Consider the following 26,653-nt stretch of genomic DNA (forward strand, 5'->3'; position numbering starts at 1 on the left):
GGCGGATGCCTCGAGAGGCGATGGTGGAGCCCTCCGGCGGATCGATGGGCAGTCGATCGTTGCTCCGGAGGATGAACTCGCTCGGTGTGCTGCGCGCCCTGCTCCCGGAGCCACTCACCCTGCGGGAGTTGGCGAATGCGTCCGGGCTGTCTCGGACGGCCATCGACGCGATCGTGACGGACCTCGTCGAGATGGGCTGGCTCGAATCCGTCCAACGCGCCTCGGCGTCCCGGATCGGCAGACCGGCCACCGCCTTCAGCGTGCGGGCCGGACTCGGCCACCTCCTGTCGCTCGACATCGGCGCGAACCACATCCACGCCGTCGTGACGGACCTCGCCGGTGCCGTCCTGGGCCAGCGCACGGCTCGCCTGCCCGAGGACACGGGCGCGACCGAGCGCATCACCCTGGCGCTGGCGACCGGCGATGCGGTGCTCAGCACTCTCGGCCTCACCCGCGGGTCGGTGTGGATCGTCGCCGTGGGCTCCCCGGGCGCGATCGGCCGGGACGGCGAGGTGCTGCACTTCGGCGGAACGGGGCTGCCGGACTGGGTCGGACTGAACCTGCGCGAGCGGTTCGAGCAGGAGTTCGACGGAGCCGTCCTGGTGGAGGGCGACGTCGCGCTCGGCGCCCGCGCGGAACTGACCGTCGGCGCAGCACAGGGCCACCGCGACGTCGTCTACCTGCTCTGCGGCGTGCGCACCAGCGCGGCCTCCATCGTCGACGGGAAGGTGCATCGCGGCGTGCACGGTGCGGCAGGGATCGTCGGCGAGATGCCCGAACTCCGGTGGTCCCGCTTGAACGAGCGGTACGGCGAGTCGGTCCTCGGCTCTCCACGGCCGTCCCGCGAAGCGATCTTCGAGGCGGCTCGCGCCGGTGATCGGATCGCCCTGACGGCGATGGAGGAGTTCGCGGACGACCTGGCCACCGGCGCGGCGGCCATGATCCTGGCGCTCGATCCGGAACTCCTCGTGGTCGGAGGCGGTAGCGCTCCGGGCGCGGACGTCTTCCTGCCGCGCTTCATCCGCACCCTCGGCGGGATCTGCCCGCTGCCACCGGACGTGGTCGTCTCCTCGCTCGGTTCGGAGGCGGTGGCGATGGGTGGCGTCAGCCTGGCGTCCCAGCACCTCGACACCGTCCTGCAGACGGCGGTCCGAGACGTGGAGCGGTTCCCCGACCCGGCGGGAGCGCAGCTGCTCGTCAAGCGGGACGCAGCGTCCTGAGCCGTCGCTGACCCACGACCGATCGTGGCTCAGCGACCGCCGGACTGCGCGGCGAGGACCGGCGACCGTCGCTCGGGGATCGCCGCGTCGTAGACGTCCTGGATCACATCGAACGCCTTCCGCGCTTCTGCGGGGTGGAGCCAGAAGGCGCCCGGTTCGTCGAGCCCCGCGTAGAAGTCCTGGATCAGCCGTTCATGGGAGACGCCCCAGTAGGCACGCGCTCCGCTGGCCGTCACGCGCTCGACCGTGGTCTCGACGCGCCCGTCGGCGAAGCGGGCGGTGAGTTCGGCGCCGAGGCTCAGCCTGCCCCGCTCGCAGACGACGTCGATCGTCACGGGCAGGTTCGCGACCCCGGCGACCGTCGCGTAGACCGTGCTCGTCGCGCCTCCCGCGTGCACGATGCGGAGCTCGGCCGTGTCCTCGACCTCGATCACCTCGGCGAGCGCGCGGGTGGCGATCGATCCCGTCGCCTCGACCGGATCGCCGACCAACCACTGCACGAGGTCGATCGTGTGGATCGCCTGGTTCATGAGGAGTCCGCCGCCGCCGGTCGCCCAGCGACCACGCCAAGGGCGATCCTCGTAGTAGGCCGCCGTCCGATGCCACGGCACGACCGCCGAGGCGCCGAGCACTGCGCCGAGCTCACCCGAGTCGAGGAGTTCCTTGGCGCGTTCCGCCGGCTGGTTGTAGCGGTTCTGGAAGCACACCGCGATCTTCGCGCGACTGTGCTCCGCCGCGGCCAGGAGCCGTTCGGCCTCCTCGCGCGTGTGGGCAAGGGGCTTCTCGAGGATGACGCTGATCCCGCGCTCGAGCGCTCGGATCGCCTGGTCGGCGTGCAAGTGGTGCGGGGTGCAGATGTGCACGACGTCGGGTCGCGCCTCGTCGAACAGTCGATCGAGGTCGGTGAAGCCCGGGACACCCGTCGTAGCCATCGCGGCATCGAGCCGGCCGGTGTCGACGTCGCACACCGCCACGAGCTGCGCGCCGGGGACCGTTCCGATCGCCGCGAGGTGGAGGGCAGCGATGTCACCGCACCCGATCACGGCGACGCGGCGGAGGACGGGGGCTGGCCCGCGGCTCATCGCAGCTCGATCCCCAGCTCGTCGGTGAGCCTCCGGAAGGCCCGGGCGGCGACGCCGAACGAGGCGGGACCGGAGAAGCCGCCGAGCGCGTGGGTGTCGGCGAGGTGCGGCTCGAGCGAGGCGAACCCGGTGTAGCCGTCGTCGCGCAACGCCGTGAGCGTCTCACGCAGTTGCCCGTCACCATCGCCGGACGGCACGACCTGGCCGCTCGCGGCGACCGCGTCCTTGACCTGCAGGTAGTCGAGGTAGGGGCGCAGCATCGCGTAGCCGTCGTCGAACGGAGCTACGCCCACCTGGACGAAGTTCGCGTTGTCCCAGGCGAGACGGAGTGCCGGTGATCCGACCGATTCGACGAGGTCGAGGATGCGCTCCGGGACGTCGCCGTAGATGTCCTTCTCGTTCTCGTGCAGGAGCACGACCCCCTCACGCTCGGCGAGGTCGGCGAGCAGGCGCATGCGGACCAGGACGTCGTCGCGGGTGGCCTCCACCGGGACGCCCTCGCCGCGGAAGAACGAGAAGATGCGGATGTTCGGGGTCCCGAGGGCGTGTGCAGCGGCGATCGCTCGCGCGAGGCGGGCGACCTCCAGCTCGGCGTCGAGGGCCACGTCGACCTTGCCGATCGGTGATCCGATGGCGGACACGCCCATGCCCGACCGCTCCAGCTGCGCACCGAGTCGGGCGAGCTGGTCGGCGTCGAGGTCGATGACGTTGACGCCCCATGCGCTCCGGACCTCGATGTGCGATGCACCGAGCGCCTCGAGGACGGCGATCTGCGTCGTCGGGTCGGCGTCGATCTCGTCGCCGAAACCCGACAGGGTCCAGCTCACCGGGTGTTGTGCATTCACGTGCGCTTCCGCCTTCGCGTTCGTTCTCGTCATCGGGAACCAGGCAGTCGCGCTGCCGGTCCTGTCAGCCTACGACTCTGGCAACCGGTTGACAACCCTGCCTGATGGGAGGGGTCGCCCTAGGATGGAGCGTGTGACCGATCTCTACCTCGCCAGTACGACCGTGTCCTTCCACCGCAGCTGGTCCTGCGTGCTGTTCGACCTCGACGGCACGATCGTGGACTCGGCTCCCGGCATCATCTCCCGCATGAAGGCGACCCTGGCGAACGTCGGTGCCCCCGTCCCGTCCGACGAATCCCTACTGCGCTGGGTCGGGCCGCCGCTGCTCGACTCCTTCCGCGACTTCGCGGGCATGGACCCGCTGCAGTCGCAGCTCGCCCTCACCGAGTACCGCCGCCAGGTCGCCATCGAGGGCGCCGAAGTCGGCACCGCGGTGTTCCCAGGCGTCGCCGGGTTGCTCGCGCGCATCTCCGAGGCCGGGATCCCGATCGGGCTCGCGACCTCGAAGCCCGAGTCACAGGCGAACACGATCCTCGACCACTTCGGTCTGAGCCAGTACTTCACCGTCGTCACCGGCGCCTCAGAGGACGAGGTGCGCAGCAGCAAGGCCGACGTCGTCGGCGAGGCCCTCCGGCGTCTCACGGCCGCCGGCGTCGACACGTCCCGCACCGTGCTCGTCGGCGACCGCCTCCACGACATCGAGGGCGCAGCGGCGCACGGGATTCCGACGATCCTCGTCGAGTGGGGCTACGGCTCGCCGGCGGAGGCCACCGGCGCCCTCGCCGTCGTCCACTCGATCGACGCGCTGTCGAACCTCATCACCGGCTGAGCCAGGCCGGAACGACTTGGTGACCCCAGGAGGGTCTGGCTTCACCGACACCCGCTCACTAGGGTGATGACCATCCTGAGGAGGTCGACATGGCGGTGTTCACACGCGGTTTCGGAGGACGGGCACGGGAGCAGGACGATCGACTCCCGCCCGGGCAGTTCCTCACCGAGGACTTCCCCGTCCTGTCCGCCGGGCCCACGCCGCGGATCGACACCGATGAGTGGGAGTTCCAGATCCGGACGGAGACGGGTGAGACCCACCGTTGGGACTGGGCGGCCATGCAGGCACTCCAGCAGGACGACATCACCCGCGACATCCACTGCGTGACGCGCTGGACGAAGCTCGGCACGAGCTGGCAGGGCGTCTCCCTCGACACGCTCTTCGCCGAGGTCGAGAGCGGCTACGACTTCGTGATGGCCCACTCCTACGGCGGTTACACGACCAACGTCCCACTCGACGACCTCCTGGACGGCAAGGCCTGGATCGCCACCGGCTTCGACGGCGAGCCGCTCGCCGCGGAGCACGGCGGGCCGGCGAGGCTCCTCATCCCGCACCTCTACTTCTGGAAGAGCGCGAAGTGGATCCGCGGCCTCGTCATGCAACAGGACGACGAACCGGGGTTCTGGGAGCAGAACGGCTATCACGCCTACGGTGACCCCTGGCTCGAACAGCGGTACTCGTGAGGCGCACAGGCCATGTCGACGTCTGGAAGGCGGCAACCGTGGTCACGGCGACGCAGCTGACCCCGTCGGGGCGGAGCCTCATCCTCGACGCCCCCGGCTGGGGCGGGAACCTCGCCGGGCAGCACGCCGACGTCCGCCTCACCGCACCCGACGGCTACCAGGCGGTCCGCTCCTATTCGATCGCCTCGGCGGACGCCGGTGACCGCATCGAGATCGCCGTCGACCGGGTCCCCGACGGCGAGGTTTCACCGTTCCTCGTCGACGCGATCGAGGTCGGCGACCAGGTCGAGGTGCGGGGGCCGTTGGGCGGCTGGTTCGTCTGGCGGCCCGAGGACACGGAGCCGGTCCTCCTGATCGGCGGCGGTTCGGGCATCGTGCCGCTCATGGCGATGGTGCGAGCGCACGAGGCGGCCGGGAGCACGGCGCCGTTCCGACTCGTCTACTCCGTCCGCTCACCGCAGGACGCCTTCTTCGCCGACGAGCTCGCCACTGCGACCGGGGTCGAGGTCACCTGGATCTACACCCGGCGAGCGCCCGACGGCTGGGCTCGTCCCGCCGGCCGCCTCGTCGCGGCCGACCTCCAGGCACTCGAGGCCGCCGGCGACGAGGCCCCGTCGGTGTTCGTCTGCGGACCGACCGGCTTCGTCGAGTCCGTCGCCGACACCCTGGTCGCGATCGGCCATGATCCCGCCCGCATCAAGACCGAGCGGTTCGGAGGCGCGTGATGACCTCGCATCTCGACGGGAACGTCCTCGCCGGCACCCTGTCGGAACTGACCGGCACCGACCCGAGCGACACGATGTCACAGTGCCTCGGATGCCGCGACGTCTCGCCCCTCGCCGCGGAGCTGGTGTTCGGCACCCCGGACGCGTGGGTGGTGCGCTGTCGACACTGCGACGACGTCCTGCTCGTCGTCCTCCATCACGAGGAGACCACGCGCGTCACCCTCGACGGCGTCCGCTGGTGGACAGACCTCGCCTGACGCCCCCTCCCCCGCACTCGTTCGCCCATTCTTGGGCGAACGGAGCTTCTGTCGCCCAAAGATGGGCGAATGGACCTCGTCCGTAAAAGCTATTGACATTAGCTGAAAGGCAATGCACACTAGCTTCATGAACACCAACCCGGCATCGACAGGGCCCGCCACCCGCCACCTCGACCGCCCCGAGGGCAAGATCGCCTACGAGCTCCAGGGCGACGGCCCGCTCGTCGTCCTCGTCCCGGGAATGGGCGAGCTCCGCTCCTCCTACCGCTTCCTCGCCCCCGCACTCGTCCAGGCCGGCTACCGCGTCGCCTCCACCGACCTCCGTGGTCACGGCGACAGCGACACGACGTTCTCGTCCTACGGCGACGTCGCGACCGCCTCGGACATCCACGCCCTCATCCGCGAACTGGGCACCCCGGCCGTCATCGTCGGCAACTCCCTCGCTGCCGGCGCGGGCGTGATCGTCGCCGCCGAGCACCCCGACGATGTGTCCGGTCTCGTGCTCGTCGGGCCCTTCGTCCGCAACCCGAAGGCGAGCGGGTTCATGCTCGCCGTGTTCCGCGCCATGATGGCTCCGCTGTGGGTCGCACGGGTCTGGAAGGCCTACCTCCCCACGTTGAACGCGGGCCGGAAGCCGGTCGACTTCGACGACCACCTCGCCGCCGTCTTCGCGAGCCTGCGTCGCCCCGCCTACGGCAAGGCCTTCTCGCAGACGACGAGACAGACCGACCACGCCCCGGCCGAGGCTGCGCTCCCCGGCGTGAGCGCTCCGACGCTCGTGATCATGGGCACCGAGGACCCCGACTTCCCCGACCCCGCGGCAGAGGCCCGCTGGATCGGCGACACCCTGCAGGCGGAGGTCGTCCTCGTCGAGGACGCCGGCCACTACCCGCAGGCCCAACAGCCCGAGGTCACCTCACAGGCCGTCCTCGGCTTCCTCCAGTCGGCGCTGCACCGTGCCTAGGGCGGGACTCAGCCGCACGCGCGTGGTGGACGAAGCGGCTGAACTCGCCGACGAAGTGGGGCTCGAGGGGCTGACCCTCGCCGCCCTCGCCGAACGGCTCGGCGTCCGGCAGCCCTCGCTCTACAAACACCTCGACTCGCTCGCCGGACTCCGCCGGAGCATCTCCCTCCAGGCGAAGGGCGAACTCGGCGACGTCCTACGGCGCGCGGCCGTCGGCCGTTCGGGCGCGGACGCGATCACGGTGATGGCCGGGGCCTACCGGGAGTGGGCCCTGAAGCACCCGGCACGCTATACGGCCGCGCAGTGGATCGCCGGGCCGGAGGACGAGGAGGACACGGCGGCATCGCTCGGCGCCATCCAGGTCATCAGCGACGTCCTCACAGCCTATGAACTTCGCGGCGACGACGCCATCGACGCGATCCGCGCGTTCCGGTCCACCCTGCACGGCTTCGTCTCGCTCGAGGCGGCCGGCTCCTTCGGCCTCGATCGAGACCTCGACCGCAGCTTCGACCGCCTCGTCCGTGGCTTCGTGATCACACTGACCGACTGCGCCGAGACGGACCGTGGCGTGTCCGACGGTCGATAGCTCCGCAACGGCTTCCGCCACGAGGAACGCGCCGGTACATTGCGGTCATGTCATGTCGCATCAGTGAACTCGTCCTGGACTGCCGCGATCCGGAAGCGCTCGCCCGCTTCTGGTGCGAGGTCCTCGACTTCGTCGTGCTCGACCGAGACGAGGACGGGGTGGAGATCGGAGCCCGGGACGGCTTCGGTGGATCGCAGCCGACGATCATCCTCAGCCGCAGCGACGACCCGCCGCAGCCGAAGTCGAAGCTCCACATCGACGTCAGCCCGACCGACGGCGACCAGGACGCCGAGCTCGAGCGACTGCTGGCCCTCGGTGCACGCCCGACGGACATCGGGCAGACGGGCGACGAGTCGTGGCACGTGCTCGCCGATCCCGAGGGCAACGCCTTCTGCCTCCTGCGCACGCCGGTCAAGCCGGTCTGAGGGTCGTCGGGCACGGTGCCGGTGGGATAATCGGCGCATGTCCTCGACCGCGCGGTACGCCAGGCAGCTCGCCCTCCCCGGGTTCGGACCAGCGGCGCAGCAGCGCCTCGCAGACGCACGGGTACTGATCGTCGGCGCAGGTGGCCTCGGCAGCATCGTCATCCCGGCGCTGGCCGCTGCCGGTGTCGGTTCCGGCGAAGGCGCGATCCACCTGGTGGACGACGACACGGTCGAGCTCAGCAATCTCCATCGCCAGACCGTCCATCGCACCGCGGACGTCGGCCGTCCGAAGGTCGACTCCGCCGCCGACCGCGCCCTCGCCGTCAACACCGACGCGACGATCCTCAGACACCGCCTCCGCCTCGGACCCGGCGAGATCATGGGCCTCCTGGCCGACGCGGAGATCGACCTCGTCATCGACGGCAGCGACAACTTCGAGACCCGGTATCTGGTCGACGACGCCGCGACGCTCGCCGACGTCCCGCTCGTCTGGGGTGCGGTCTCGCAGTACGGCGGGCAGGCCGGGCTCAGCTGGTCGTCCCGCGGCCCGCGCTACCGCGACCTCTTCCCCCACCCGCCGACGGACGGTTCGGTGCTCTCCTGCGAGGCCGGCGGCGTCCTGCCCACCACGGTCGGGGTCATCGGGTCCATCATGGCGACCGAGGCGATCAAGGTGCTCACCGGGGTCGGGACCCTCTCGCTCGGCCGTGTGACGATGTTCGACGGACTGAGCGGCGGGTTCCGCGAACTCCGGTACGAGCGAGACCCCGCGGGCGCCCGGCAGGTGTCGCTGGACGAGCACCTGCACCGGACGCCGGGAGGGGATGCGGCGAGCGCCGCAGCGGCAGCACCCCATGAGCCGCGACACGCCGGACGCACGATCACCGCACCACAGCTGGCGGCGAGCGACGACGAGGCCGTCCTGCTCGACGTCCGGGAGCCGTGGGAGGCGGAGATCGCCCGGTTGCCCGGTTCGACGCTGATGCCACTCGGCTCGCTCCCCGAGACACTCCACGGGCTCGACCCCGGGACGCCCGTGGTCGTCTACTGCCACCACGGCATCCGGTCCGAGTCAGCGCTCCGTCTGCTCCTCGAGCGCGGCTACTCCGCAGTCCATCTCGAGGGCGGCATCGACGCGTGGTCGCGCCTCGTGGATCCGACCGTCCCCCGCTACTGACCGCGGCTCCGAACACCCCGTGCAGCCCCACCGACCGACCTCTCCGACGGGAACCACCATGACGACGCCACCGCCCACGAGTCGGAAGACCGTCGAGCAGCACGCCTCCGACGTCGCAGCCCTCCTCGACGACGTGACCGACACCAGCGCCGAGCACGTGCCGATCGACGAGGCCGCAGCTCGGGTGACGGCCGTGGCGGTGCCATCACCGGTCGACCTGCCGCTGTTCCGCAACTCGCAGATGGACGGTTTCGCGGTTCGGGCGGCAGACCTCTCGGGTAATGAGACGCGACTGCGAGTGGTGGGCGAGATCGCCGCGCGCCCGATCGACCCGGCGCCGCTCGAGCCGGGAACCTCGGTGCGCATCATGACGGGCGCGGTCGTTCCGCCGGGTGCGGACGTCGTCGTGCCCGTCGAGGAGAGCGAGGTCGAGACGGATTCCCACGGTGTCGAGACCGTCGTCCTCGGTCGTCCGCGCAACGGCGGCGAGCGCCCGGTGGGACTGTTCGTCCGGGAGCGCGGGAGCGACGTCCGCGCCGGTGAGGAGCTGCTGCCGGCCGGCCTCCGCCTCGCTTCACGACACCTCGCCGTGTTGGCTGCGGCCGGCATCACGACCGTCGAGGTGCGTCAGCGGGTGCGGGTCGCGATCGTCACGACCGGTGCCGAACTCGTCGAACCCGGCGAGACGCCGACGCTCGGCCAGACCTTCGACTCCAACGGGACCGCGCTGGCGGCCGCCGTCGTCGCAGCCGGGGCCGAGGTCGCCGCTCGTGCGCGCGTCGTCGACGACGCCGACGTCCTGCTCGCGCTGCTCGACGACCTCCACGGCGAGGTCGATCTCATCCTCACCTCCGGCGGGATCTCCATGGGAGAACATGAGGTCGTCCGTGACGTCCTCGGGCCGCTGGGGGGCTGGATCGGCTCGGTCGCGATGCAGCCCGGCGGTCCACAGGCGCTCGGTGCCCACCGGGGCGTGCCGATCATCGCGTTCCCCGGCAACCCGGTGAGCACCCAGCTCTCGTTCGAGGTCTTCGTCGCTCCGGTCCTCCGCCGGGTCGCCGGGCTGCCGCAGGCGTCGCGTGTGCCGGCCGAACTCGCGGTGGCCGTGCGTTCGGTGCCCGGCAAGCGCCAGTTCCTCCGCGGACGCCGACGAGACGACGGCCGGGTCGAACCGGTCGCAGGTCCCGGCTCCCACCTCGTGGCCGGACTCGCGGCGTCCGACGTGCTGATCGTGATCCCGGAGGACACCCTCGAGCTCGACGCCGGTGACGCTGTGGAAGCATGGGCACTATGACCGGGCTCACACATCTCGACGACGACGGCCGCGCACGCATGGTCGATGTCGGCGACAAGGCCACGACGAAGCGGGTCGCGACGGCGACGGCGACGTTCACCACCCGACCGGACGTGATCGCGCTCGTCCAGGCGGACGGTCTGCCGAAGGCGGACGTCATCGCGACCGCGCGCATCGCGGGGATCGCGGGGGCCAAGCGGACGAGCGAGCTCATCCCGCTGTGCCACCAGCTCGCGCTGTCGTCGGTGAGCCTCGACTTCGCCTTCACCGAGGACTCGATCGTCATCACCGCGACGGCGAAGACCACCGGCCAGACCGGGGTCGAGATGGAGGCCCTGACGGCCGCTTCGATCGCCGGCCTGACGCTGCACGACATGGTCAAGGCCGTCGACCCGGCCTCGGTCCTCGGCGACATCCGGCTGCTCGAGAAGTCCGGCGGCAAGCGCGGGAACTGGACGCCGGAGGCGTCGGAGCCGATCAAAGCACCTGTGGCGCGGACGGTCCGTCCGCGAACCGCGGCCGTCATCGTCGCGTCGACCGCCGGCGCGGCCGGCACGCGCGAGGACCTCACGGGGCCCCGCATCTCCGCCTGGTTGTCCGAGCACGACTATGCGGTGGATGCGGTGACGGTCGTGTCCGACGCCGACGTGCACCTCGCGATCACGGCAGCCCTGGACGCCGCGCCCGCGGTGCTCATCACGACGGGCGGCACCGGCCTCTCGCCGAGCGATCGCACCCCGGAGGCGACGCAGCCCCACCTCGACCGCGAACTGCCCGGCATCTCGGAGGCGATCCGCACCCTCGGGTCGACCAAGACCCCGACCGCGGCGCTCAGTCGCGGGCTCGCGGGGGTGTCCGGCGGCACCGTCGTGGTGAACCTGCCGGGGTCCACCGGCGGCGTGAAGGACGGACTCGCGGTCCTCGACGGCCTGCTCGACCACCTCGTCGCCCAGATCGCCGGAGGTGGCGCGCATGAGTGAGTCGACGGTTCCCGAGGTCTTCGCCCTCATCTCGGAGTCGCCCCTCGACGCGCACGCGATCGAGGACTTCGTCGCGGCGCCCGCCAACGGTGCACTCGTGGCCTTCCGAGGGATCGTGCGCGACCACGACCACGGCGAGGCGGTCGACGCCCTCGACTACCGCGCCCACCCCGACGCCCAACGGTTCCTCGAGGACTGCTGCCGGACGGTCGCCGCGGAGACCGGCCTCCGGGTCGCCGCCGCCCACCGCGTCGGGTCGCTCGTCGTCGGCGACCTGGCCCTCGTGGCCGCCGTCGCCGCTGCGCACCGGGCCGAGGCGTTCGCCGCCTGCGAGCGTCTGGTCGAGGAGATCAAGCGCACCGTCCCCATCTGGAAGCGCCAGTACCTGGCCGACGGCGAGACGGAGTGGGTCGGTCTGTAGCACCCGACGGTCCGTCGGCATAGGCTCGAACCGTGGGTGGGGGCAGGCGTTGACGGATCGACGGATGGTCATGCGGCGGCGCACGGTGGTCAGGCTGCTGGTCACCGCAGGCCTCGTCCTCCTCGCGGTGCTGCTCGTCCGGGCCTGTGCGCCGATGACGATCGCCGCGATCGGGGCGAAGGCCGCGGTCGAAGCCGTCCTCGGCGATCAGGGGACGGTGACGGTCCGGACGATCGAGCCGAAGATCAACGTCGTCCCGATGTGCGAGCTCCGCGTATCAGTGCATGAGGGTGCGACCTCGAGCGAAGTCGGCGACATGCTGGCGACCATCGTCTCCGAGTCTGATCTCGCCCCGTGCGAGGTGTCGGCTCTCGAACTCGCCAACGGTTCCACGCTGCTCCTCGGCTCGACGACCGATTTCGCCGCCGAGCAGTGGTCGGCGATCGCTGCGCACCTCGGTCGCGGCCGCGAGACCATCAGTGTCCGAAGGGAGGATGCACCCGCGTCGGTCGTGCCGCGGATCGCGGCGGACTCCGTCACCCGGTACCTCGACGTGCTGCGGTCGCTCACCGCGGGCGCCCGACTGGAGGACTCGATCGGGCCGGTGGTCTGGAAGGACTCCTGGTCGCTCGAGCGTGCCCCGTTCCACGCCGTCGACATCGACACCGACGGCACACCGCCGGCTGAACTGATCACGTTCCTCCAAGCCCTGGAGCCGGTGCTCTCAACGACCCCCACCGCGGTGAACATCCGTCATCAGACGTCGGCCGGCGGACCGGTCACCCGCGTCGAGCTGCTCATCGCCGACGCGGTGCTCGAGGAGCGCATCACGACGGCGTTCGCGGACAGCGGCCTGCCCGGCACGCTCAACATCGCCTACCGGACGTCGGCTCCGCTCGACTGAGGCGGACCGACCGCCGAGTGGGGTCAGCGCGGCAGCACGTCGTAGGTGATGCGCACGAGCCCGTCCTCGGGCGTCGCGTGGGTGCCGCGGAGCCGCAGACCGACGTCGGCGTCGAGGTCGCCGAAGAGGCGGGCGCCCGAGCCGATGAGCACCGGTGCGACGGACACGGTGATCTCGTCGACGAGGCCCGCACCGAGGAACGCCTGGATGGTCCTGCCTCCGTCGACGTAGACGCGGCCGGCCCCGGCCTCGTCGAGCAGGGCGGTCGCTTCGTCGAGCGACCCGGCGACCGTGATGCGGTCGTCCCCGGCCTCGAGCGTGGTGCTCAGCACGACGACCCGCTTGCCCTCGAACGGCCACTCGCCGAAGCCGAGCACAGTGTCGTAGGTGGTACGTCCCATCACGAGGGTGTCGATCGTCGGGAAGAACGAATCCCAGTCGAGCGCCGGGTGCCTCCCCGGCGCATCCGCGGCATGCTCCCGCGGCTCGAGCTCCGTGAGCCAGCCGAGGTCGCCGTCGGGCCCCGCGATGAACCCGTCGAGGCTCACCCCGATGAAGACGCAGCCGTGCCAGGAACGTTCACGAGTCATGAGGACGATCCTGCCTCCGACCTCCGACATCGACTCCGTACGGAAGATTGCCGTACAATGACGGCATGGCATCTCCACTGAAAGACAAGCGCATCGAGGTCCGCGTCACCAGCGCACAGAAGGACGCGATCGCCGCCGCCGCCGCGATCGAAGGCCGGTCCATCACCGATTTCACCACGTCCGCCGCTACGGAACGGGCGGCTGATGTCATCCGCCGTGAGCGCGACATCCGCGTGGACGCGGCCGCATTCGAACAGTTCGAAGCGATCCTGGAACGCCCAGCGCGTTCGATCGACGGACTCCGCGACCTCCTGAACCGACCCACGATCTTCGTTGACTGACTTCCGGACCCCACGACCGCTCGCTACTGGAGACGTCCTCTCCGACTTCCGCTGCGGCGTCGACGTCCTCGACAGCTGGCTCCGCGGATACGCACGGAACAACGACCGCAGCGGTGGGTCGAAGACGATGGTCTCGGTGACGACCGAGGGTCGCGTCGCGGGTTACTACTGCCTCTCGGCGAGTTCGCTCGTTCGAGAAGATGCGCCGCAGCGGCTCGCGCACCGGGCACCCGATCCGATTCCCGTCGTCCTGATCGGCCGGCTCGCCATCGATCAGGAGTTCACCGGCCTCGGCCTTGGAACCGCCCTCCTGCAGCATGCCGTCCTTCAAGCGATCAGCGCGGCGGAGATCATCGGGATGCGAGCGATCCTGGTCCACGCCCTGACCGACGACGTCATCCCGTTCTACGAGCGATTCGGCTTCGAACGATTTCCCGGTTCGAGTCGCGCCCTGTACCTGTTGGTCTCCGACGCACGCGCGACCCTGGTCGGCTGAGTGCACGTCGATCGCCGCCCGCACACCTGCGGGGGCGCGTCAACCACTCCGCATCACGGCAGCGAGCGACGTAGGGTGATCTGATGCCCGAAAACGCCCCCGAAGCATCCGACCCGTTCGTCCGCGTCCGGGGAGCCAACGAGAACAACCTCCGCAACGTGGACGTCGACGTGCCGCGCGATGCGATCGTCGCCTTCACCGGGGTCTCCGGCTCGGGCAAGTCGTCGCTCGCGTTCGGCACCATCTTCACCGAGGCGCAGCGACGATACCTCGAGTCCGTCGCCCCATACGCCAGGCGATTGATCCAGCAGGGTCACGACCCGCACGTCGACTCGATCTCCGGCCTGCCACCGGCGGTCGCCCTGCAGCAACGACGCGGCGCCCCCAGCTCGCGCTCCAGCGTCGGCACGGTGACGACCCTCTCGAACTCAGTCCGCATGCTCTTCTCGCGCGCCGGCACGTTCCCGGAGGGGTTCACGACCCGACTCGACTCCGACGCCTTCTCCCCCAACACCGCCGTCGGCGCCTGCCCGGAGTGCCACGGCATCGGCGTCGCGCACACGGTCACCGAGGACTCCCTCGTGCCCGACCCGTCGCTGAGCATCCGCGAGGGAGCGATCGCCGCCTGGCCGGGAGCCTGGCAGGCGAAGAACCTCCGCGACATCACCATCGCCCTCGGATACGACGTCGACCGCCCCTGGCGGGAGCTCGACCAGGAGGACCGCGACTGGATCCTCTTCACCGAGGAGCAGCCGGTCGTGCAGATCACGCCGCAACGAGACCGCGTCGCCAAGCCGTACAACGGGATGTTCTGGAGCGCCAAGCAGTACGTCTTCCACACCCTCTCCGACTCGAAGAGCCAGATGATGCGGAACAAGGTGCTGCAGTTCGTGCGCTCGGGTCCGTGCCCGCTCTGCCACGGCACGGGACTCCGCCGCGAGGCGCTCGCGGTCACCTTCGCCGGCCGCACGATCGCCGAGCTCAACGCCCTGCCGATGACGGAGCTCGCCGAGGTCATCCGCCCCACCACTGAGCTGAAGGACGCGGCGCCCGCACTCCCGACCACGCTCTCCGGCGAGCGCACCGACGTCGCCGTCGCCATCACGACCGATCTCCTCGCGCGCATCCGCGTGCTCACCGACCTCGGACTCGGCTACCTCGGGCTCGGGCGCGTGACGACGACGCTCTCCCCCGGCGAGATGCAACGGCTCCGGCTCGCGACCCAGCTGCGCTCCGGGCTCTTCGGCGTGGTCTACGTCCTCGACGAACCGTCAGCGGGTCTGCACCCGGCCGATGCGGAGCCCCTCCTCGAGGTGCTGGAGCAGCTGAAGCGCTCGGGCAACTCGGTCTACGTCGTCGAGCACAACATGGACGTCGTCCGGAACGCGGACTGGATCGTCGACGTCGGCCCCGGTGCAGGCGAGGGTGGCGGCGACGTGCTCTACAGCGGGGCCGTCGAGGGTCTCGCCGAGGTCGAGGCCTCGGCGACCCGCCCGTTCCTCTTCCCCGAACAGCACGGTCCGGCTCCCGAGCGACGAGCACTCCGTGAGACGCGCGATTGGCTCGAGGTCGAGGGCATCACGCTCCACAACCTCGCCGGCGTCGACGCCTCGATCCCCCTCGGGACCTTCGTCGCCGTCACCGGTGTCTCGGGTTCCGGTAAATCGACCCTCGTGAGCCGCGTCCTCCGCGACGTCGTGCGCGACCACCTGCGGGCAGCCGGCCGGACGACGGACGACACTGCAGACGATGACGACGAGGTGCCCACCGAGACCGATGCGACCGAGGGTTCCGGCCTGGCGGAGGCGACGGTGCCGGACGGACACGCCGACACGCTCACCGTGCGTCGGGTGCGAGGCCTCGAGCATGTGGACCGCCTCGTCCGGGTCGACCAGAAGCCCATCGGTCGAACCCCGCGGTCGAACCTCGCGACCTACACCGGGCTGTTCGACGCCGTCCGCACCGCGTTCGCCGCCACGGACCTCGCCCGCGAGCGCGGGTACACGGCCGGCCGGTTCTCGTTCAACGTCGCGGGAGGTCGCTGCGAGACCTGCCTCGGTGAGGGCTTCGTGTCGGTCGAACTGCTGTTCCTCCCCGGCAGCTACGGGAAGTGCCCGACGTGCAACGGCGCCCGGTACAACGCCGAGACCCTCGAGGTCACCTACGACGGGAAGTCGATCGCAGACGTCCTCGCACTCACCGTCGAGCAGGCGGCCGAGTTCCTCGCGGCCGTCCCGGCGGCAGCACGCAGCCTCCGCACTTTGCTCGAAGTCGGCCTGGGATACCTGCGGCTCGGCCAGCCGGCCACCGAACTGTCGGGTGGCGAGGCGCAGCGTATCAAGCTCGCGACGGAACTCCAGCGGGTGCGACGCGGTCACACCCTCTACCTCCTCGACGAGCCGACGACCGGCCTCCACCCGGCCGACGTCCGTCGTCTCCTGGCGCAGTTGAACGCGCTCGTCGACTCCGGCGACACCGTCGTCGTGGTCGAGCACGAGATGGACGTCGTCGCGGCGGCCGACTGGGTGATCGACCTCGGACCGTCCGGTGGTGACGCTGGTGGACGCATCGTGGCCGCGGGCACCCCGGATGCCGTCGCCGCAGACCCCGACAGCCGCACCGCGCCCTACCTGGCGAAGCGACTGGCACTGCTCGGTGCGGCACCCGCGGCATCGGCGGCCGACGCCGCGGGGTGAACCCGTCTCCGGGGCCGAGCACCTATCGTGGAGGGCGTGTCCGTCCACGATCCGCGCCGTGACCTCCGCTCCCGTCGCATCGCCGTCATCGTCTGCGCACTCGCCGCGGCGGCCATGCTGGTGTTCGCCCCCATCGAGGAACTCGTCTGGGCACCCATCGCGATGACGGACGGCGCGTACGACCTCGAGACGATCTACGGTGTCTTCACCCCGAACGCGCTGGCGATGGGACTGGTCAGCGTCGCCGTCGCGTTCCTTCTCGGACTCGCGGCCATCACGGCGTTCGTCCACCTCGGCTGGCGCGGCCGGCTCGGGTCGCACTGGGTCCACGTGGCGACGCTCGGATCGATGCTCGTCTGGCTCGGACTCCCAGCCATGTTCTTCGCCGGTTTCGGCATCGGGCACACCGTGTCCGACGAACTGCCGCCCTACGTCGGCCGGTCCTCGGCGGCCGGCGAGCTGCTGCAGGCGTTCGCGCTCGTCGCGTTCGTGGCGACCGTGCTGGGGGCGATCGTCTCGCTCGTCCTCATGTTCCGCTCGGCGGCGGTCGAGCGACGCGTTTGGCAGGCTGCCCGCCGATCGGGCTGAGCCCACCCCTCCGTCGCTGTACGTCGTCAGCTCAGGACCCGACACCCTCGGCAAGGGGAATCCCCCGATCAGACCTGATCGGGGGGACGAAGTCGGCCCATCGACCGTGTACTGTGCGAACCGTGGTGCACTCCGAAACAGCGGTCCGGTCCGTGACGTACGTGAGCCGGGCGACGAGCCCGCTGACGCAGGCGTCCCTCGAAGCGCTGCTCGTCGAGTGTCGCGGCAACAACGAGCGTTCCGGCCTGACCGGCATGCTCGCCGTGCGCGGCGACGACTTCTTCCAGGTGGTCGAAGGACCCGACGACGCCATCTCCGCGCTCCTGGACGGCCTCTCCCGTGACGCGCGCCACACGGACATGCGCGTCCTCAATGAGGAGACCGTGCCCTTCCGCCAGTTCCCGGACTGGCGGATGCGCTGCGAGCGCCTCGACGACTACCCGGTCGACGAGATTCCGGGATTTCACGCGATCGGCGGCGGCGACGATCCCGCGGGGTCGCGGACGCGAGGCGTCCTGGACCTGGTCCGATGGTTGCAGCTTCGCGCTACTCGGGCACTCTCCGAGCGCAACTCGTCGGCGGCTTCGTAGACCACGCACGCACGCACGATGTCATCCGCGCGGCGCATTCGCGACCTAGCCGCCGGCGAAGGGCGGGAGGACGTCGACCCGGGCGCCGAGCGGACGGGCGTCGTCACGACTGACGACGCCGTCGACCAGGAACGAGCCCGACGCGAGGACCTTCGCCATCGGGTCGCCGTAGCGGTCGAGCAGCACCGACTTGAGCTCGCCCACCGTCGCGACCGCGGGGAGGGACTCCTCGGGCACGCCTGCCGCCTCTTCGGCTGCGGCGAAGTAGCGCACGAGCACCTGCATCAGCGTCGTCTCAGCCACCGATCGCTCCCATGCTCCGCTCCGGACGGACGAAGTCGGGCGACGCGATCCGGTGTCCGGCCTGCTTGTGCCACATCGCCGCGCGCCAGCGGTCGGCGATCTCGACGTCCTCGACGCCCGAACGCAGCATGCCCCGGAGGTCGGTCTCGTCGTCGCCGAAGAGGCAGGAGCGGATCGTCCCCTCGGCCGTGAGCCGGGTTCGGTCGCAGTCGTCGCAGAACGAGCGCGTGACCGACGCGATGATGCCGACCGTCGCCGGTCCGCCGTCGACGAGCCACTCCTCCGCGGGAGCCGAGGGATCCTCGCGGTGCGGAGCGGTGAGGGTGAATCGGGAGCCGAGGACGTCGAGCAACTCGGCCGCGTCGACCATGTTCTCCCGCACCCACGCCTCGTCGGCGTCGAGCGGCATCTGCTCGATGAAGCGGAGACGGCAACCGTTCTCGATCGCCCAAGAGAGCAGGGCGACCGCGCCGTCCAGTGTGTCGCGCATGAGGACGGCGTTGATCTTCAGCGGCGTCAGCCCGGCGCGCTTGGCGGCATCGATGCCGGCCAGGACGGCGGGCAGGCGGTCGCGGCGCGTGAGCCGCGCGAAGTGGTCGCGGTCGACGGTGTCGAGGGAGATGTTCACGCGGGTGAGCCCGGCTGCCACGAGCTCGTCGACACGCTTGTCGAGTCCGATGCCGTTCGTGGTCATGGAGATCGACGCATCGCCGGCGACAGCCGAGCTGCGGGCGATGATCTCCGCGAGGTCGGGACGCATGAGCGGCTCGCCGCCCGTGAACCGGATGTCGTGCACGCCGAGGTCGCGGACGGCGATCTCGACGAGTCGACCGATCTCGGTCGGTGTGAGGAGGTCGTCGCGGGCGATCGCCGGGAGCCCCTGCTCGGGCATGCAGTACGTGCAGCGCAGGGAGCACTTCTCCGTGATCGACACCCGGAGGTCGCGCGCCACGCGACCGAACCGGTCGATGAGGCCGTCGACGTCGGGGCGCCCTGCAGCGTCCGGGATGTGCCTGAGCGGCGACCCGATGCGTGGGATTCCGAGCCCGACTGTGGTCATCCCCCCAGGGTACGGGGACGGACGGCCGTCTTGCCCCTCTAGGGCCTCTTCGGGGAGGAACGCACAGCGGGCGCGCGTAGCATGACGGACATGGAGCCCCGCCGCCGCACCCTGCTCGCCGGTGCGTCCGGCGTCGTCGCAGCCGTCGCGACCCTCGGCTCGGCCGAGGCCGTCGCGGCGTTCGTCGCCCCCGCGAGCTCGCCCCTGCTCTCCGTGGGTTCCCTCGTGATCGACCTCGTGCCCGGCTGGGTCAAGGACCTCGTCATCGCCCTGTTCGGCACCAACGACAAGCTCGTGCTGCTCATCGTGCTCGGCGTGCTGGTCGCGGCCCTCGCCGTCGGGATCGGTGTCCTCGAGGAGCGTCGGCCGGCGGTCGGGAGCATCGCGCTCGCGCTCGTCGGCGTCGTCGCGGTCGTCGCAGCGATCACCCGTGCCGACGCGGGCCTCGACTGGGCCTTCCCGAGCGTCGTCGGCACGGCGGTCGGCATCCTGGTGCTGCGATTGCTCGTGACCCGCCTCCGCACCTGGGACGATGCGACGGTCGCGGACGAGGCCAGGCCGGTCGTCGGGGCCTCCCGAGCCGAACTCCCCCGACGCTCCTTCCTCGTCCTGCTCGGCGGCACCGCGGTCGGTGCCCTCGTCGTCGGGGTCGGCGCACGCGTCGCCTCGGCCGGAGCGGTCGCCGTGGAGAGCATCCGGAAGGCGCTCAAGCTCCCGACGGCCGCCGTGGCCGCGCCGCCGGTCCCGGCCGGAGCCGAACTCGGCATCGACGGGCTCACGCCGGTCGTGTCGGCGAACGACTCCTTCTACCGGATCGACACCGCCCTCCAGGTGCCGAACATCGACCCCTCGACCTGGAGCCTCAAGATCACCGGCATGGTCGAGCAGGAGGTCGAGATCGGGTTCGAGGAACTCCTCGCCCTCCCGCTGCAGGAGTCGATCATCACGCTGACCTGCGTCTCGAACCCCGTCGGCGGCGACCTCATCGGCAACGCGCTCTGGCTCGGGTACCCGATCCGCGAGCTGCTGGCGCGCGCGAAACCCAAGGCCGGTGCCGACATGGTCCTGTCGCGGAGCATCGACGGCTTCACCGCCGGGACCCCGCTCGAGGTCCTGCAGGACGAGGACCGCGACAGCCTCCTGGCCGTCGGGATGAACGGGCAACCGCTCCCGCTGCAGCACGGCTTCCCGGTGCGCATGGCCGTCCCGGGCCTGTACGGGTACGTCTCCGCCACCAAGTGGGTCGTCGAGCTGGAGGTGACCCGCTACGCGGACGCCCGGGCCTATTGGACCGACCGCGGCTGGTCGGAGCGCGGGCCCATCAAGACGGAGTCACGCATCGACGTGCCGCGTGACGGTGGACGTGTCGCGGCGGGGAACGTCGCGATCGCCGGCGTCGCCTGGGCGCAGCACACGGGCGTCAACCGGGTCCAGGTCCGGATCGACGACGGCGACTGGCTCGACACGACGCTCGCGACCGCCATCTCCGACGACACCTGGGTGCAGTGGGTCCTCCAGTGGGACGCCCCGGCCGGCGACCACACCATCGCCGTCCGCGCGACCGACGCCGCGGGCAAGACGCAGAGCGAGACCCCCGTCGACGTCGTCCCCGACGGCGCGGAGGGCTGGCACACCATCAGCGTGGGCGTCGACTGATCGGGTCGTCACCCCGGTTCGACCTCTGGAATTCCAGAGGATAAGATCGATCCCCGGTCGGTCGACGCTGGATTCGCGATCATCACGATCCCGAATCGACCCACCACCGTGTCACCGGCTCGGAGTATCGTCACTCGGGCACGTCCTTCATGGTCTCCGTCGGTCCGCGCCGCCGCCGGAGGCACTGGTCTCGCGCCAGCCCAGTTCCGCCTCTCCGTCCGCACGGTGCTCCGCCGCGGACATGAACCACAAAGGACCTCACGTGGCCCTCCTCGCCCTCGCCCTCCGACACGCCAAGCCGTACGCGGCCTGGGTCGTCGCGGTGTTCGTGCTGCAGCTCATCTCGACGATCGCGGCCCTCTACCTCCCCAGCCTGAACGCCCAGATCATCGACCAGGGCGTCTCCCGTGGCGACACGGACTTCATCTGGTCCACCGGCATGACCATGCTGCTCGTCTGCCTCGTCCAGGTGGCCGCAGCCATCGGCGGGGTCTACTTCGGCGCCCGCACCGCCATGGCCATCGGCCGCGACCTGCGCCGGGAGTTCTACCGGAAGGTCGACTCGCTCGGCGCACTCGAGATCGGCGGCTTCGGCAGCGCGACGCTCATCACCCGCGGCACGAACGACGTCCAGCAGGTCCAGATGCTCGTCCTCATGACCCTCAACTTCATGGTGTCCGCGCCCATCATGTGCGTCGGCGGCATCATCATGGCGCTCCGCGAGGACGCGGGGCTGTCCTGGCTGGTCTGGGTCTCCGTGCCGGTGCTGTTCATCATCGTCGGGTTCCTGGTCTACCTCCTCATGCCGCTGTTCCGCCAGATGCAGGACCGCATCGACGGCATCAACAGTGTGCTGCGCGAGCAGATCATCGGCATCCGCGTCGTCCGGGCGTTCGTCCGCGAGCCGTTCGAGTCGGAGCGGTACAACCGTGCCAACGAGGCGCTCACGCGCGTGTCGATCAAGGTCGGCAACATCTTCGTCCTCATGTTCCCGGTCATCATGATGATCCTGCACCTGGCGACGGCTGCCGTGCTCTGGTTCGGTGGCCAGCGGGTCGACGCCGGCCAGATGCAGGTCGGTTCCCTCACCGCGTTCCTCCAGTACCTGCTCCAGATCCTCACCTCGGTGATGATGGGCGTCTTCATGGTCATGATGATCCCTCGCGCGGTCGTGTGCGCCGAGCGCATCCAGAGCGTCCTCGACACCGAGCCGAGCCTCACCGTGCCGACGAGCACCGACATCCGCGTGCCGTCGGTCGGACGGGTCGAGTTCACCGGCGTCACCTTCGGCTACCCCGGCGCGGAGCGACCGGTCCTGTCGGACGTCACGTTCACGGCGGAGCCGGGCAAGACCACCGCGATCGTCGGCTCGACCGGCTCAGGCAAGACGACGCTCCTCTCGCTCATCCCGCGCCTCTACGACCCGCAGCAGGGTCACGTCACCATCGACGGCGTCCCCGTCTCGCAGCTCACCAGGCAGCAGATCGCCGGGGTCGTCGGGATCGTGCCGCAGAAGCCGTACCTGTTCTCGGGCACGATCGCGTCGAACCTCCGATTCGGACGCCCCGACGCCACCGACGACGAGCTGTGGAGCGCCCTCGACGTCGCGCAGGCGGAGGACTTCGTCCGCGCGAAGCCGAAGATGCTGAACGACGGCGTCGCCCAGGGCGGCACGAACGTCTCCGGCGGCCAGCGTCAACGTCTGTGCATCGCCAGGGCCCTCGTCGCGAAGCCCCTGGTCTACCTCTTCGACGACTCGTTCTCGGCCCTCGACGTCGCCACCGACGCCCGACTCCGGGCAGCCCTCGGCGACAGCACCGCCGACGCGACCGTCATCATCGTCGCGCAACGCATCGCGACGATCCGCGAGGCCGACCACATCATCGTCATGAACGACGGCGGCATCGTCGGCCGCGGCACCCACGACGAACTCCTGGACTCCAACGAGACGTATCGCGAGATCGTCCAATCGCAGCTCGCTGTGGAAGGGGTGGCGTGACCATGGCCCGTTCACCACGTGACAAGCGCTCCTCCGGCACCTCGAAGGACACCGCTCAGGCTCCCGAGCTGAACGCGGTCGAGGAGGAGGCGCTCGCACCGGAGTTCACCCCGGGTGAGTCCGACGGCGACATGTTCGGCGGCACCCCGTCGAAGAAGGCCGAGCAGTTCTGGCCCTCCGCGAAGCGACTCGTCGGACTCCTCGCCCCCGAGAAGGTCAAGATGAGCATCGTCGTCGGGCTCGTCGTGCTCTCGGTCGTGCTCACGGTCATCGCCCCGAAGATCCTCGGTCTCGCGATGGACGCGATCTTCAACGGCGTGATGGGGTCGCAGCTCCCGGCCGGCGCGACGCTCGACCAGGTCGTCGACCAGGCACGCGCATCCGGCAACGACCAGTACGCCGACATGCTCGAGAAATCGGACATCACCCCGGGGCAGGGGATCGACTTCACCCTGCTGGGCCGTCTGATCATCATCGTGCTCGGCATGTACATCGTCGCGTCGATCCTCAACTGGGCCCAGGGGTACATCCTCAACGGGCTCGTCATGCGCGTGGTCTACAACCTCCGTCGGGACATCGAGCGCAAGCTCAACCGCCTTCCGCTGAGCTACTTCGACACCCGTCAGCGCGGAGACCTCATGTCGCGTGTCACGAACGACGTCGACAACATCCAGACCGCCCTCCAACAGGCGTTCTCGCAACTCGTGCAGTCGGCCCTCACGGTGCTCGGCATCACGGCGATGATGTTCATCGTGTCGTGGCAGCTCGCACTCATCGCGCTGATCGCACTGCCGCTGTCCGCGCTGATCGCCGGAGTCATCGGCTCGCGGTCACAGAAGCTCTTCACCGCGCAGTGGAAGAACACCGGCTCGCTCAACGGGCACATCGAGGAGTCGTTCTCAGGCCTCGAGCTCGTGCGGGTCTTCGGCCGCGACAAGGAGATGCTCGCCGAGTTCGACGAGCGCAACGAGAAGCTCTACCGGGCGGCGTTCGGCGCGCAGTTCGTGTCCGGCATGATCATGCCGGCGATGACCTTCGTCTCCTACCTGTCCTACGTGCTCATCGCCGTCGTGGGCGGCCTCCGGGTCGCCTCCGGCCAGATGACCCTCGGCGACGCGACCGCGTTCATCCAGTACTCGCGTGAGTTCTCGCAGCCGCTCAGCCAGATCGCCGGCATGGCGAACCAGCTGCAGTCGGGCGTCGCGTCCGCCGAGCGCACCTTCGAGCTGCTCGACGCCGAGGAACAGGACCCGGAGACCGCGGACGCACACCTGCCCGAGCACACCGACGGCCACGTCGAGTTCGACGGCGTCTCCTTCAGCTACGACCCCGAGAAGCCGCTCATCGAGGACCTCTCCTTCTCCGCGCAGCCGGGTCAGACCGTCGCGATCGTCGGGCCGACCGGGGCCGGGAAGACGACCCTCGTGAACCTCGTCATGCGGTTCTACGAGCTCACGGGCGGTCGCATCCTGCTCGACGGCGTCGACATCACCGCCCTGACGCGCGCCGAGCTGCGGTCGCAGGTCGGGATGGTGCTGCAGGACGCCTGGCTGTTCGATGGGACGATCCGCGAGAACATCCGGTACGGGCGACTCGACGCGAGCGACGCGGAGGTCGTCGAGGCCGCCGAGGCGACGATGGTCGACCGCTTCGTGCGCCAGCTGCCCGACGGCTACGACACCGTCCTCGACGCGGACGGCGGCAGCGTCTCGGCCGGTGAACGCCAGCTCATCACGATCGCCCGTGCGTTCATCGCGAAGCCGAAGCTGCTCATCCTCGACGAGGCGACGTCCTCCGTCGACACACGGACGGAGCTGCTCGTGCAGCACGCGATGGCGGCACTGCGCTCCGACCGGACCTCCTTCGTCATCGCCCACCGCTTGTCGACCATCCGCGACGCGGACACGATCCTCGTGATGGAGAACGGGCGGATCGTCGAGCAGGGCTCGCACGCGCAGCTCCTCGAGGTCGACGGCGCGTACGCCGAGCTCTACCGCACGCAGTTCCGCGGCGGCGAGGAGCAGTCGGCGATCGACGAGGCGGCCGTCGCCAGCGGGTCCGACACGGCACACGCCCCGCGCAGCTGAGTCGGCTCCCACACCGCGTCAGGCGGGCCCCGATCATCGGGGCCCGCCTGACGCGCGTTCAGCTGAGGGTGGCCGACCGCCAGGTGCCCTGATCGTTCACCCACAGCCTTCCGTTCCCGACGAGGATGTCGCCGGACTGGCCACCGTACGGCCGCGCGAGACCCATGTGCCGGGTGGAGAGGTAGCTCGTGTTCGGCTGCGCGTTCGCGTGTGCCGTGTTGTTCGACTCCCAACGGTTGCCGTGGACCACGGATGGACCGGTCGTGCCGAAGGTGTCGAGGCCGTACTCGCAGTCGCGTCCGGTGTTGCCGATGATCGTCGCGCCACCGGTGCAGTTGTTCACGGCGACCGCGGCTCTGACGCGGTCGATGCGGTTCCCCATGACCACGATCGAGCCGGCACCCTGGTGGAGCACCCCGAACCCGTTGGAGGTCGCGGCCCCGGTGATGGAGTTGTCGGAGACCACCGCGTCGTGGGCGAGGTACGACACGACACCGCCCACCGAGCCCGATGCGAGCGTGACGGCGACGCGGTTGCCCGAGACGACAGGCTGTCCGGTCCGATCGAGCGCGATCCCGATCGGACAGGTGCCGCCTCCGATCCGGACCACGTTGTCGGTGATGAGCGCGTCGACGGCGCCGATGACGGTGGTCGAACCGCCCGGCGGTGCCGCCGCCTGGGCCATGATGCCCGCAGCAGCGACGCCGCGGATCTCGATGACGTTCCCGGAGACCACGGTTCCCTGCGCATCGCGGTAGATCATCACCGGGCAGCGCTTGGGCCCCCAGGCGGACCCCTGGTCGTCGTCGGCCATCCGCGTCCAGCGCACCGTGTTCGCGACCAGGGCGACCGATCGGGTGTCGATGACGGCGAGTCCCCACCAGGTGGCGTCGGACACGGTGTTACCGGTCACGACGGTGTGGGCCATCCCCTCCACGGCTATGGACCGGCGGAACGGCCCGGTGACGACGTTGCCCTCGATCGTGACCATCGAGTCGGCCCAGGAACCGGGGTCGACCGCGTAGTCGGGCAGGTTCTCGGCGTGGATGCCGACCCGTGCGTCGGTTCCGGGGGCGGCCGAGACGATGTTGCCGACGACCGCCGAACGCGCACCCCAGACCGTGATGCCGTCGCCACGATCCTCGCCCGCGGATGAGGCGGAGCCTCGCCCTCCGCCCGAGCCGAGGATGTTCAGGACATGGCACCCCGAGATGACGACGCCCTCGAACTCACCTGACGGTTGCACGGCGATGCCGTTCTGGAACCCGTCGACGGTGACGCCGTCGATCAGGACGTCGCTCGCCCAGATGCTGATCGCGGTGTTGCGCTCACCCGTGCTCGATGCGGTCGGGCCCGCGTAGCTGACCCGGACGCCGGTCACCGAGCTGCCCGACACGATGAGCTTCAGCGCCGGGGCCGCCTCGACACCTCCGACGAACCGGAGCTCGCCGCGCCCGCGGAGGTGCAGGCGACGGTCGATCCTGATCGTCGCGTCCACGGCGATGACGTCGCCGCCGCGGACGACCACGGTGCCACCGGCCGGGACGGCCGCGAACCAGGCGAGGACCGCGGCGGTGCTGACGGAGGCACCGGTCGGGTCGATCCCGGGACCTTCGAGGACGAGCTCGACGGGCGGGACGGCCTGGGTGTCCGCGTTCCCGGTCGGTGCCGACGGTGCGGGATCGGGTTCGGGTGGCGACGACGGGGCCTCACGGTCGGGATCGGGTTCGGGCTCGACGGCCGTCGGTTCGGGTTCCGGGACCGGTCCGGGTTCGGCTCCGGTCCTCCGCCACCGAGCTGTTCCGGCGCTTCGTGATGTCCTGTCCACAGTCCACACAGTACAGAACCATGAGGT

27 protein-coding genes are annotated in these 26,653 nt (G+C 70.2%); 21 read left to right on the top strand and 6 right to left on the bottom strand.

The features are described from left to right. Positions 1–71: 71 nt before the first annotated feature. Positions 72–1,220, top strand: a complete 1,149-nt coding sequence (locus QRN44_RS07940) for an ROK family transcriptional regulator (RefSeq protein ID WP_285038785.1) — start codon at positions 72–74, stop codon at positions 1,218–1,220. Between the two features lie 29 nt (positions 1,221–1,249). Here QRN44_RS07940 and QRN44_RS07945 read toward each other — a convergent pair whose 3' ends face one another. Both QRN44_RS07945 and QRN44_RS07950 read right to left on the bottom strand, forming a co-directional pair. Beyond that, complete coding sequence (locus QRN44_RS07945) at positions 1,250–2,302, bottom strand: Gfo/Idh/MocA family protein (protein ID WP_285038786.1); 1,053 nt, start codon at positions 2,300–2,302, stop codon at positions 1,250–1,252. Next, a complete protein-coding gene (locus QRN44_RS07950; RefSeq protein ID WP_285038787.1) occupies positions 2,299–3,180 on the bottom strand; it encodes a sugar phosphate isomerase/epimerase family protein in 882 nt (293 codons plus the stop codon). Before QRN44_RS07950 ends, QRN44_RS07945 begins: the two co-directional genes overlap by 4 nt. A 100-nt stretch (positions 3,181–3,280) precedes the next feature. Here QRN44_RS07950 and QRN44_RS07955 point away from each other — a divergent pair, with 100 nt between their 5' ends. The 12 genes from QRN44_RS07955 (at position 3,281) to QRN44_RS08010 (ending at position 12,392) form a co-directional block, all read left to right on the top strand. Further along, complete coding sequence (locus QRN44_RS07955; protein ID WP_231884265.1) at positions 3,281–3,976, top strand: HAD hydrolase-like protein; 696 nt, start codon at positions 3,281–3,283, stop codon at positions 3,974–3,976. An 89-nt stretch (positions 3,977–4,065) separates the two neighbouring features. After that, positions 4,066–4,659, top strand: a complete 594-nt coding sequence (locus tag QRN44_RS07960) for a sulfite oxidase-like oxidoreductase (RefSeq protein WP_086472594.1) — start codon at positions 4,066–4,068, stop codon at positions 4,657–4,659. Positions 4,660–4,697: 38 nt separating this feature from the next. Further along, a complete protein-coding gene (locus QRN44_RS07965) occupies positions 4,698–5,384 on the top strand; it encodes a ferredoxin reductase (protein WP_285038788.1) in 687 nt (228 codons plus the stop codon). Next, positions 5,384–5,641: a DUF6510 family protein gene (locus QRN44_RS07970; RefSeq protein WP_064293931.1), complete on the top strand. Its 258-nt coding sequence runs from the start codon at positions 5,384–5,386 to the stop codon at positions 5,639–5,641. The genes QRN44_RS07965 and QRN44_RS07970 overlap by 1 nt, the downstream gene beginning before the upstream one ends. A gap of 127 nt (positions 5,642–5,768) precedes the next feature. Beyond that, positions 5,769–6,605, top strand: coding sequence for an alpha/beta fold hydrolase (locus QRN44_RS07975; RefSeq protein WP_285038789.1), 837 nt, complete (start codon positions 5,769–5,771; stop codon positions 6,603–6,605). Positions 6,606–6,627: 22 nt separating this feature from the next. Then, entirely contained in the window at positions 6,628–7,191 is a 564-nt protein-coding gene (locus QRN44_RS07980) for a TetR/AcrR family transcriptional regulator (RefSeq protein ID WP_285038790.1), read from the top strand. Between the two features lie 47 nt (positions 7,192–7,238). Then, on the top strand, positions 7,239–7,616 hold the full coding sequence (locus QRN44_RS07985) for a VOC family protein (RefSeq protein WP_071261898.1): 378 nt from the start codon (positions 7,239–7,241) through the stop codon (positions 7,614–7,616). A 37-nt stretch (positions 7,617–7,653) separates the two neighbouring features. Continuing rightward, entirely contained in the window at positions 7,654–8,793 is a 1,140-nt protein-coding gene (locus tag QRN44_RS07990) for a ThiF family adenylyltransferase (protein ID WP_285038791.1), read from the top strand. A gap of 58 nt (positions 8,794–8,851) precedes the next feature. Next, positions 8,852–10,087: a molybdopterin molybdotransferase MoeA gene (locus QRN44_RS07995; protein WP_285038792.1), complete on the top strand. Its 1,236-nt coding sequence runs from the start codon at positions 8,852–8,854 to the stop codon at positions 10,085–10,087. Continuing rightward, positions 10,084–11,067: a bifunctional molybdenum cofactor biosynthesis protein MoaC/MoaB gene (moaCB, locus tag QRN44_RS08000; RefSeq protein WP_285038793.1), complete on the top strand. Its 984-nt coding sequence runs from the start codon at positions 10,084–10,086 to the stop codon at positions 11,065–11,067. Before QRN44_RS07995 ends, moaCB begins: the two co-directional genes overlap by 4 nt. Next, positions 11,060–11,488, top strand: a complete 429-nt coding sequence (locus QRN44_RS08005; RefSeq protein ID WP_285038794.1) for a molybdenum cofactor biosynthesis protein MoaE — start codon at positions 11,060–11,062, stop codon at positions 11,486–11,488. Before moaCB ends, QRN44_RS08005 begins: the two co-directional genes overlap by 8 nt. A 64-nt stretch (positions 11,489–11,552) precedes the next feature. Then, a complete protein-coding gene (locus QRN44_RS08010) occupies positions 11,553–12,392 on the top strand; it encodes a hypothetical protein (protein WP_285038795.1) in 840 nt (279 codons plus the stop codon). A gap of 23 nt (positions 12,393–12,415) precedes the next feature. Here the strand turns inward: QRN44_RS08010 and QRN44_RS08015 are convergent, their stop codons facing one another. Then, positions 12,416–12,982 carry a dihydrofolate reductase family protein gene (locus QRN44_RS08015; protein ID WP_121293260.1) on the bottom strand — a complete coding sequence of 189 codons (567 nt, stop codon included), beginning with the start codon at positions 12,980–12,982 and terminating at the stop codon, positions 12,416–12,418. Positions 12,983–13,047: 65 nt separating this feature from the next. Between QRN44_RS08015 and QRN44_RS08020 the strand changes: the two genes are divergently transcribed. From QRN44_RS08020 to QRN44_RS08040, 5 genes are all read left to right on the top strand, one after another. Beyond that, entirely contained in the window at positions 13,048–13,323 is a 276-nt protein-coding gene (locus tag QRN44_RS08020; protein ID WP_064293940.1) for a type II toxin-antitoxin system TacA family antitoxin, read from the top strand. Beyond that, complete coding sequence (locus QRN44_RS08025; RefSeq protein WP_121292946.1) at positions 13,316–13,819, top strand: GNAT family N-acetyltransferase; 504 nt, start codon at positions 13,316–13,318, stop codon at positions 13,817–13,819. The genes QRN44_RS08020 and QRN44_RS08025 overlap by 8 nt, the downstream gene beginning before the upstream one ends. Positions 13,820–13,902: 83 nt before the next feature. Next, entirely contained in the window at positions 13,903–16,515 is a 2,613-nt protein-coding gene (locus QRN44_RS08030; RefSeq protein ID WP_285038796.1) for an excinuclease ABC subunit UvrA, read from the top strand. Between the two features lie 36 nt (positions 16,516–16,551). Beyond that, positions 16,552–17,103, top strand: coding sequence for a hypothetical protein (locus QRN44_RS08035; RefSeq protein ID WP_158596633.1), 552 nt, complete (start codon positions 16,552–16,554; stop codon positions 17,101–17,103). Between the two features lie 122 nt (positions 17,104–17,225). Further along, the gene (locus QRN44_RS08040) at positions 17,226–17,693 is read left to right on the top strand and encodes a BLUF domain-containing protein (RefSeq protein ID WP_285038797.1); all 468 of its coding nucleotides are present in this window, start codon (positions 17,226–17,228) and stop codon (positions 17,691–17,693) included. 45 nt (positions 17,694–17,738) lie between these two features. Here QRN44_RS08040 and QRN44_RS08045 read toward each other — a convergent pair whose 3' ends face one another. Together QRN44_RS08045 and moaA are read right to left on the bottom strand one after the other, a co-directional pair. Then, positions 17,739–17,981: a MoaD/ThiS family protein gene (locus tag QRN44_RS08045; protein ID WP_121293258.1), complete on the bottom strand. Its 243-nt coding sequence runs from the start codon at positions 17,979–17,981 to the stop codon at positions 17,739–17,741. 7 nt (positions 17,982–17,988) lie between these two features. Continuing rightward, positions 17,989–19,056, bottom strand: a complete 1,068-nt coding sequence (moaA, locus tag QRN44_RS08050; protein WP_079000497.1) for a GTP 3',8-cyclase MoaA — start codon at positions 19,054–19,056, stop codon at positions 17,989–17,991. Between the two features lie 90 nt (positions 19,057–19,146). Between moaA and QRN44_RS08055 the strand changes: the two genes are divergently transcribed. From QRN44_RS08055 to QRN44_RS08065, 3 genes are all read left to right on the top strand, one after another. Beyond that, positions 19,147–20,712, top strand: coding sequence for a molybdopterin-dependent oxidoreductase (locus QRN44_RS08055; protein ID WP_285038798.1), 1,566 nt, complete (start codon positions 19,147–19,149; stop codon positions 20,710–20,712). Between the two features lie 262 nt (positions 20,713–20,974). Next, positions 20,975–22,711 (top strand): ABC transporter ATP-binding protein, encoded by a 1,737-nt coding sequence (locus tag QRN44_RS08060; protein WP_285038799.1) that lies wholly within the window; start codon positions 20,975–20,977, stop codon positions 22,709–22,711. A gap of 2 nt (positions 22,712–22,713) precedes the next feature. Further along, on the top strand, positions 22,714–24,798 hold the full coding sequence (locus QRN44_RS08065; RefSeq protein WP_369808439.1) for an ABC transporter ATP-binding protein: 2,085 nt from the start codon (positions 22,714–22,716) through the stop codon (positions 24,796–24,798). A gap of 58 nt (positions 24,799–24,856) precedes the next feature. On the opposite strand, the gene QRN44_RS08070 is transcribed toward QRN44_RS08065, so the two are convergent. Further along, positions 24,857–26,626: a right-handed parallel beta-helix repeat-containing protein gene (locus tag QRN44_RS08070; protein WP_285038800.1), complete on the bottom strand. Its 1,770-nt coding sequence runs from the start codon at positions 26,624–26,626 to the stop codon at positions 24,857–24,859. Between the last annotated feature and the right edge of the window lie 27 nt (positions 26,627–26,653).

The sequence above is a fragment of the Plantibacter sp. lyk4-40-MEA-4 genome (genome assembly GCF_030209415.1).
Taxonomy (GTDB): domain Bacteria; phylum Actinomycetota; class Actinomycetes; order Actinomycetales; family Microbacteriaceae; genus Plantibacter; species Plantibacter flavus_A.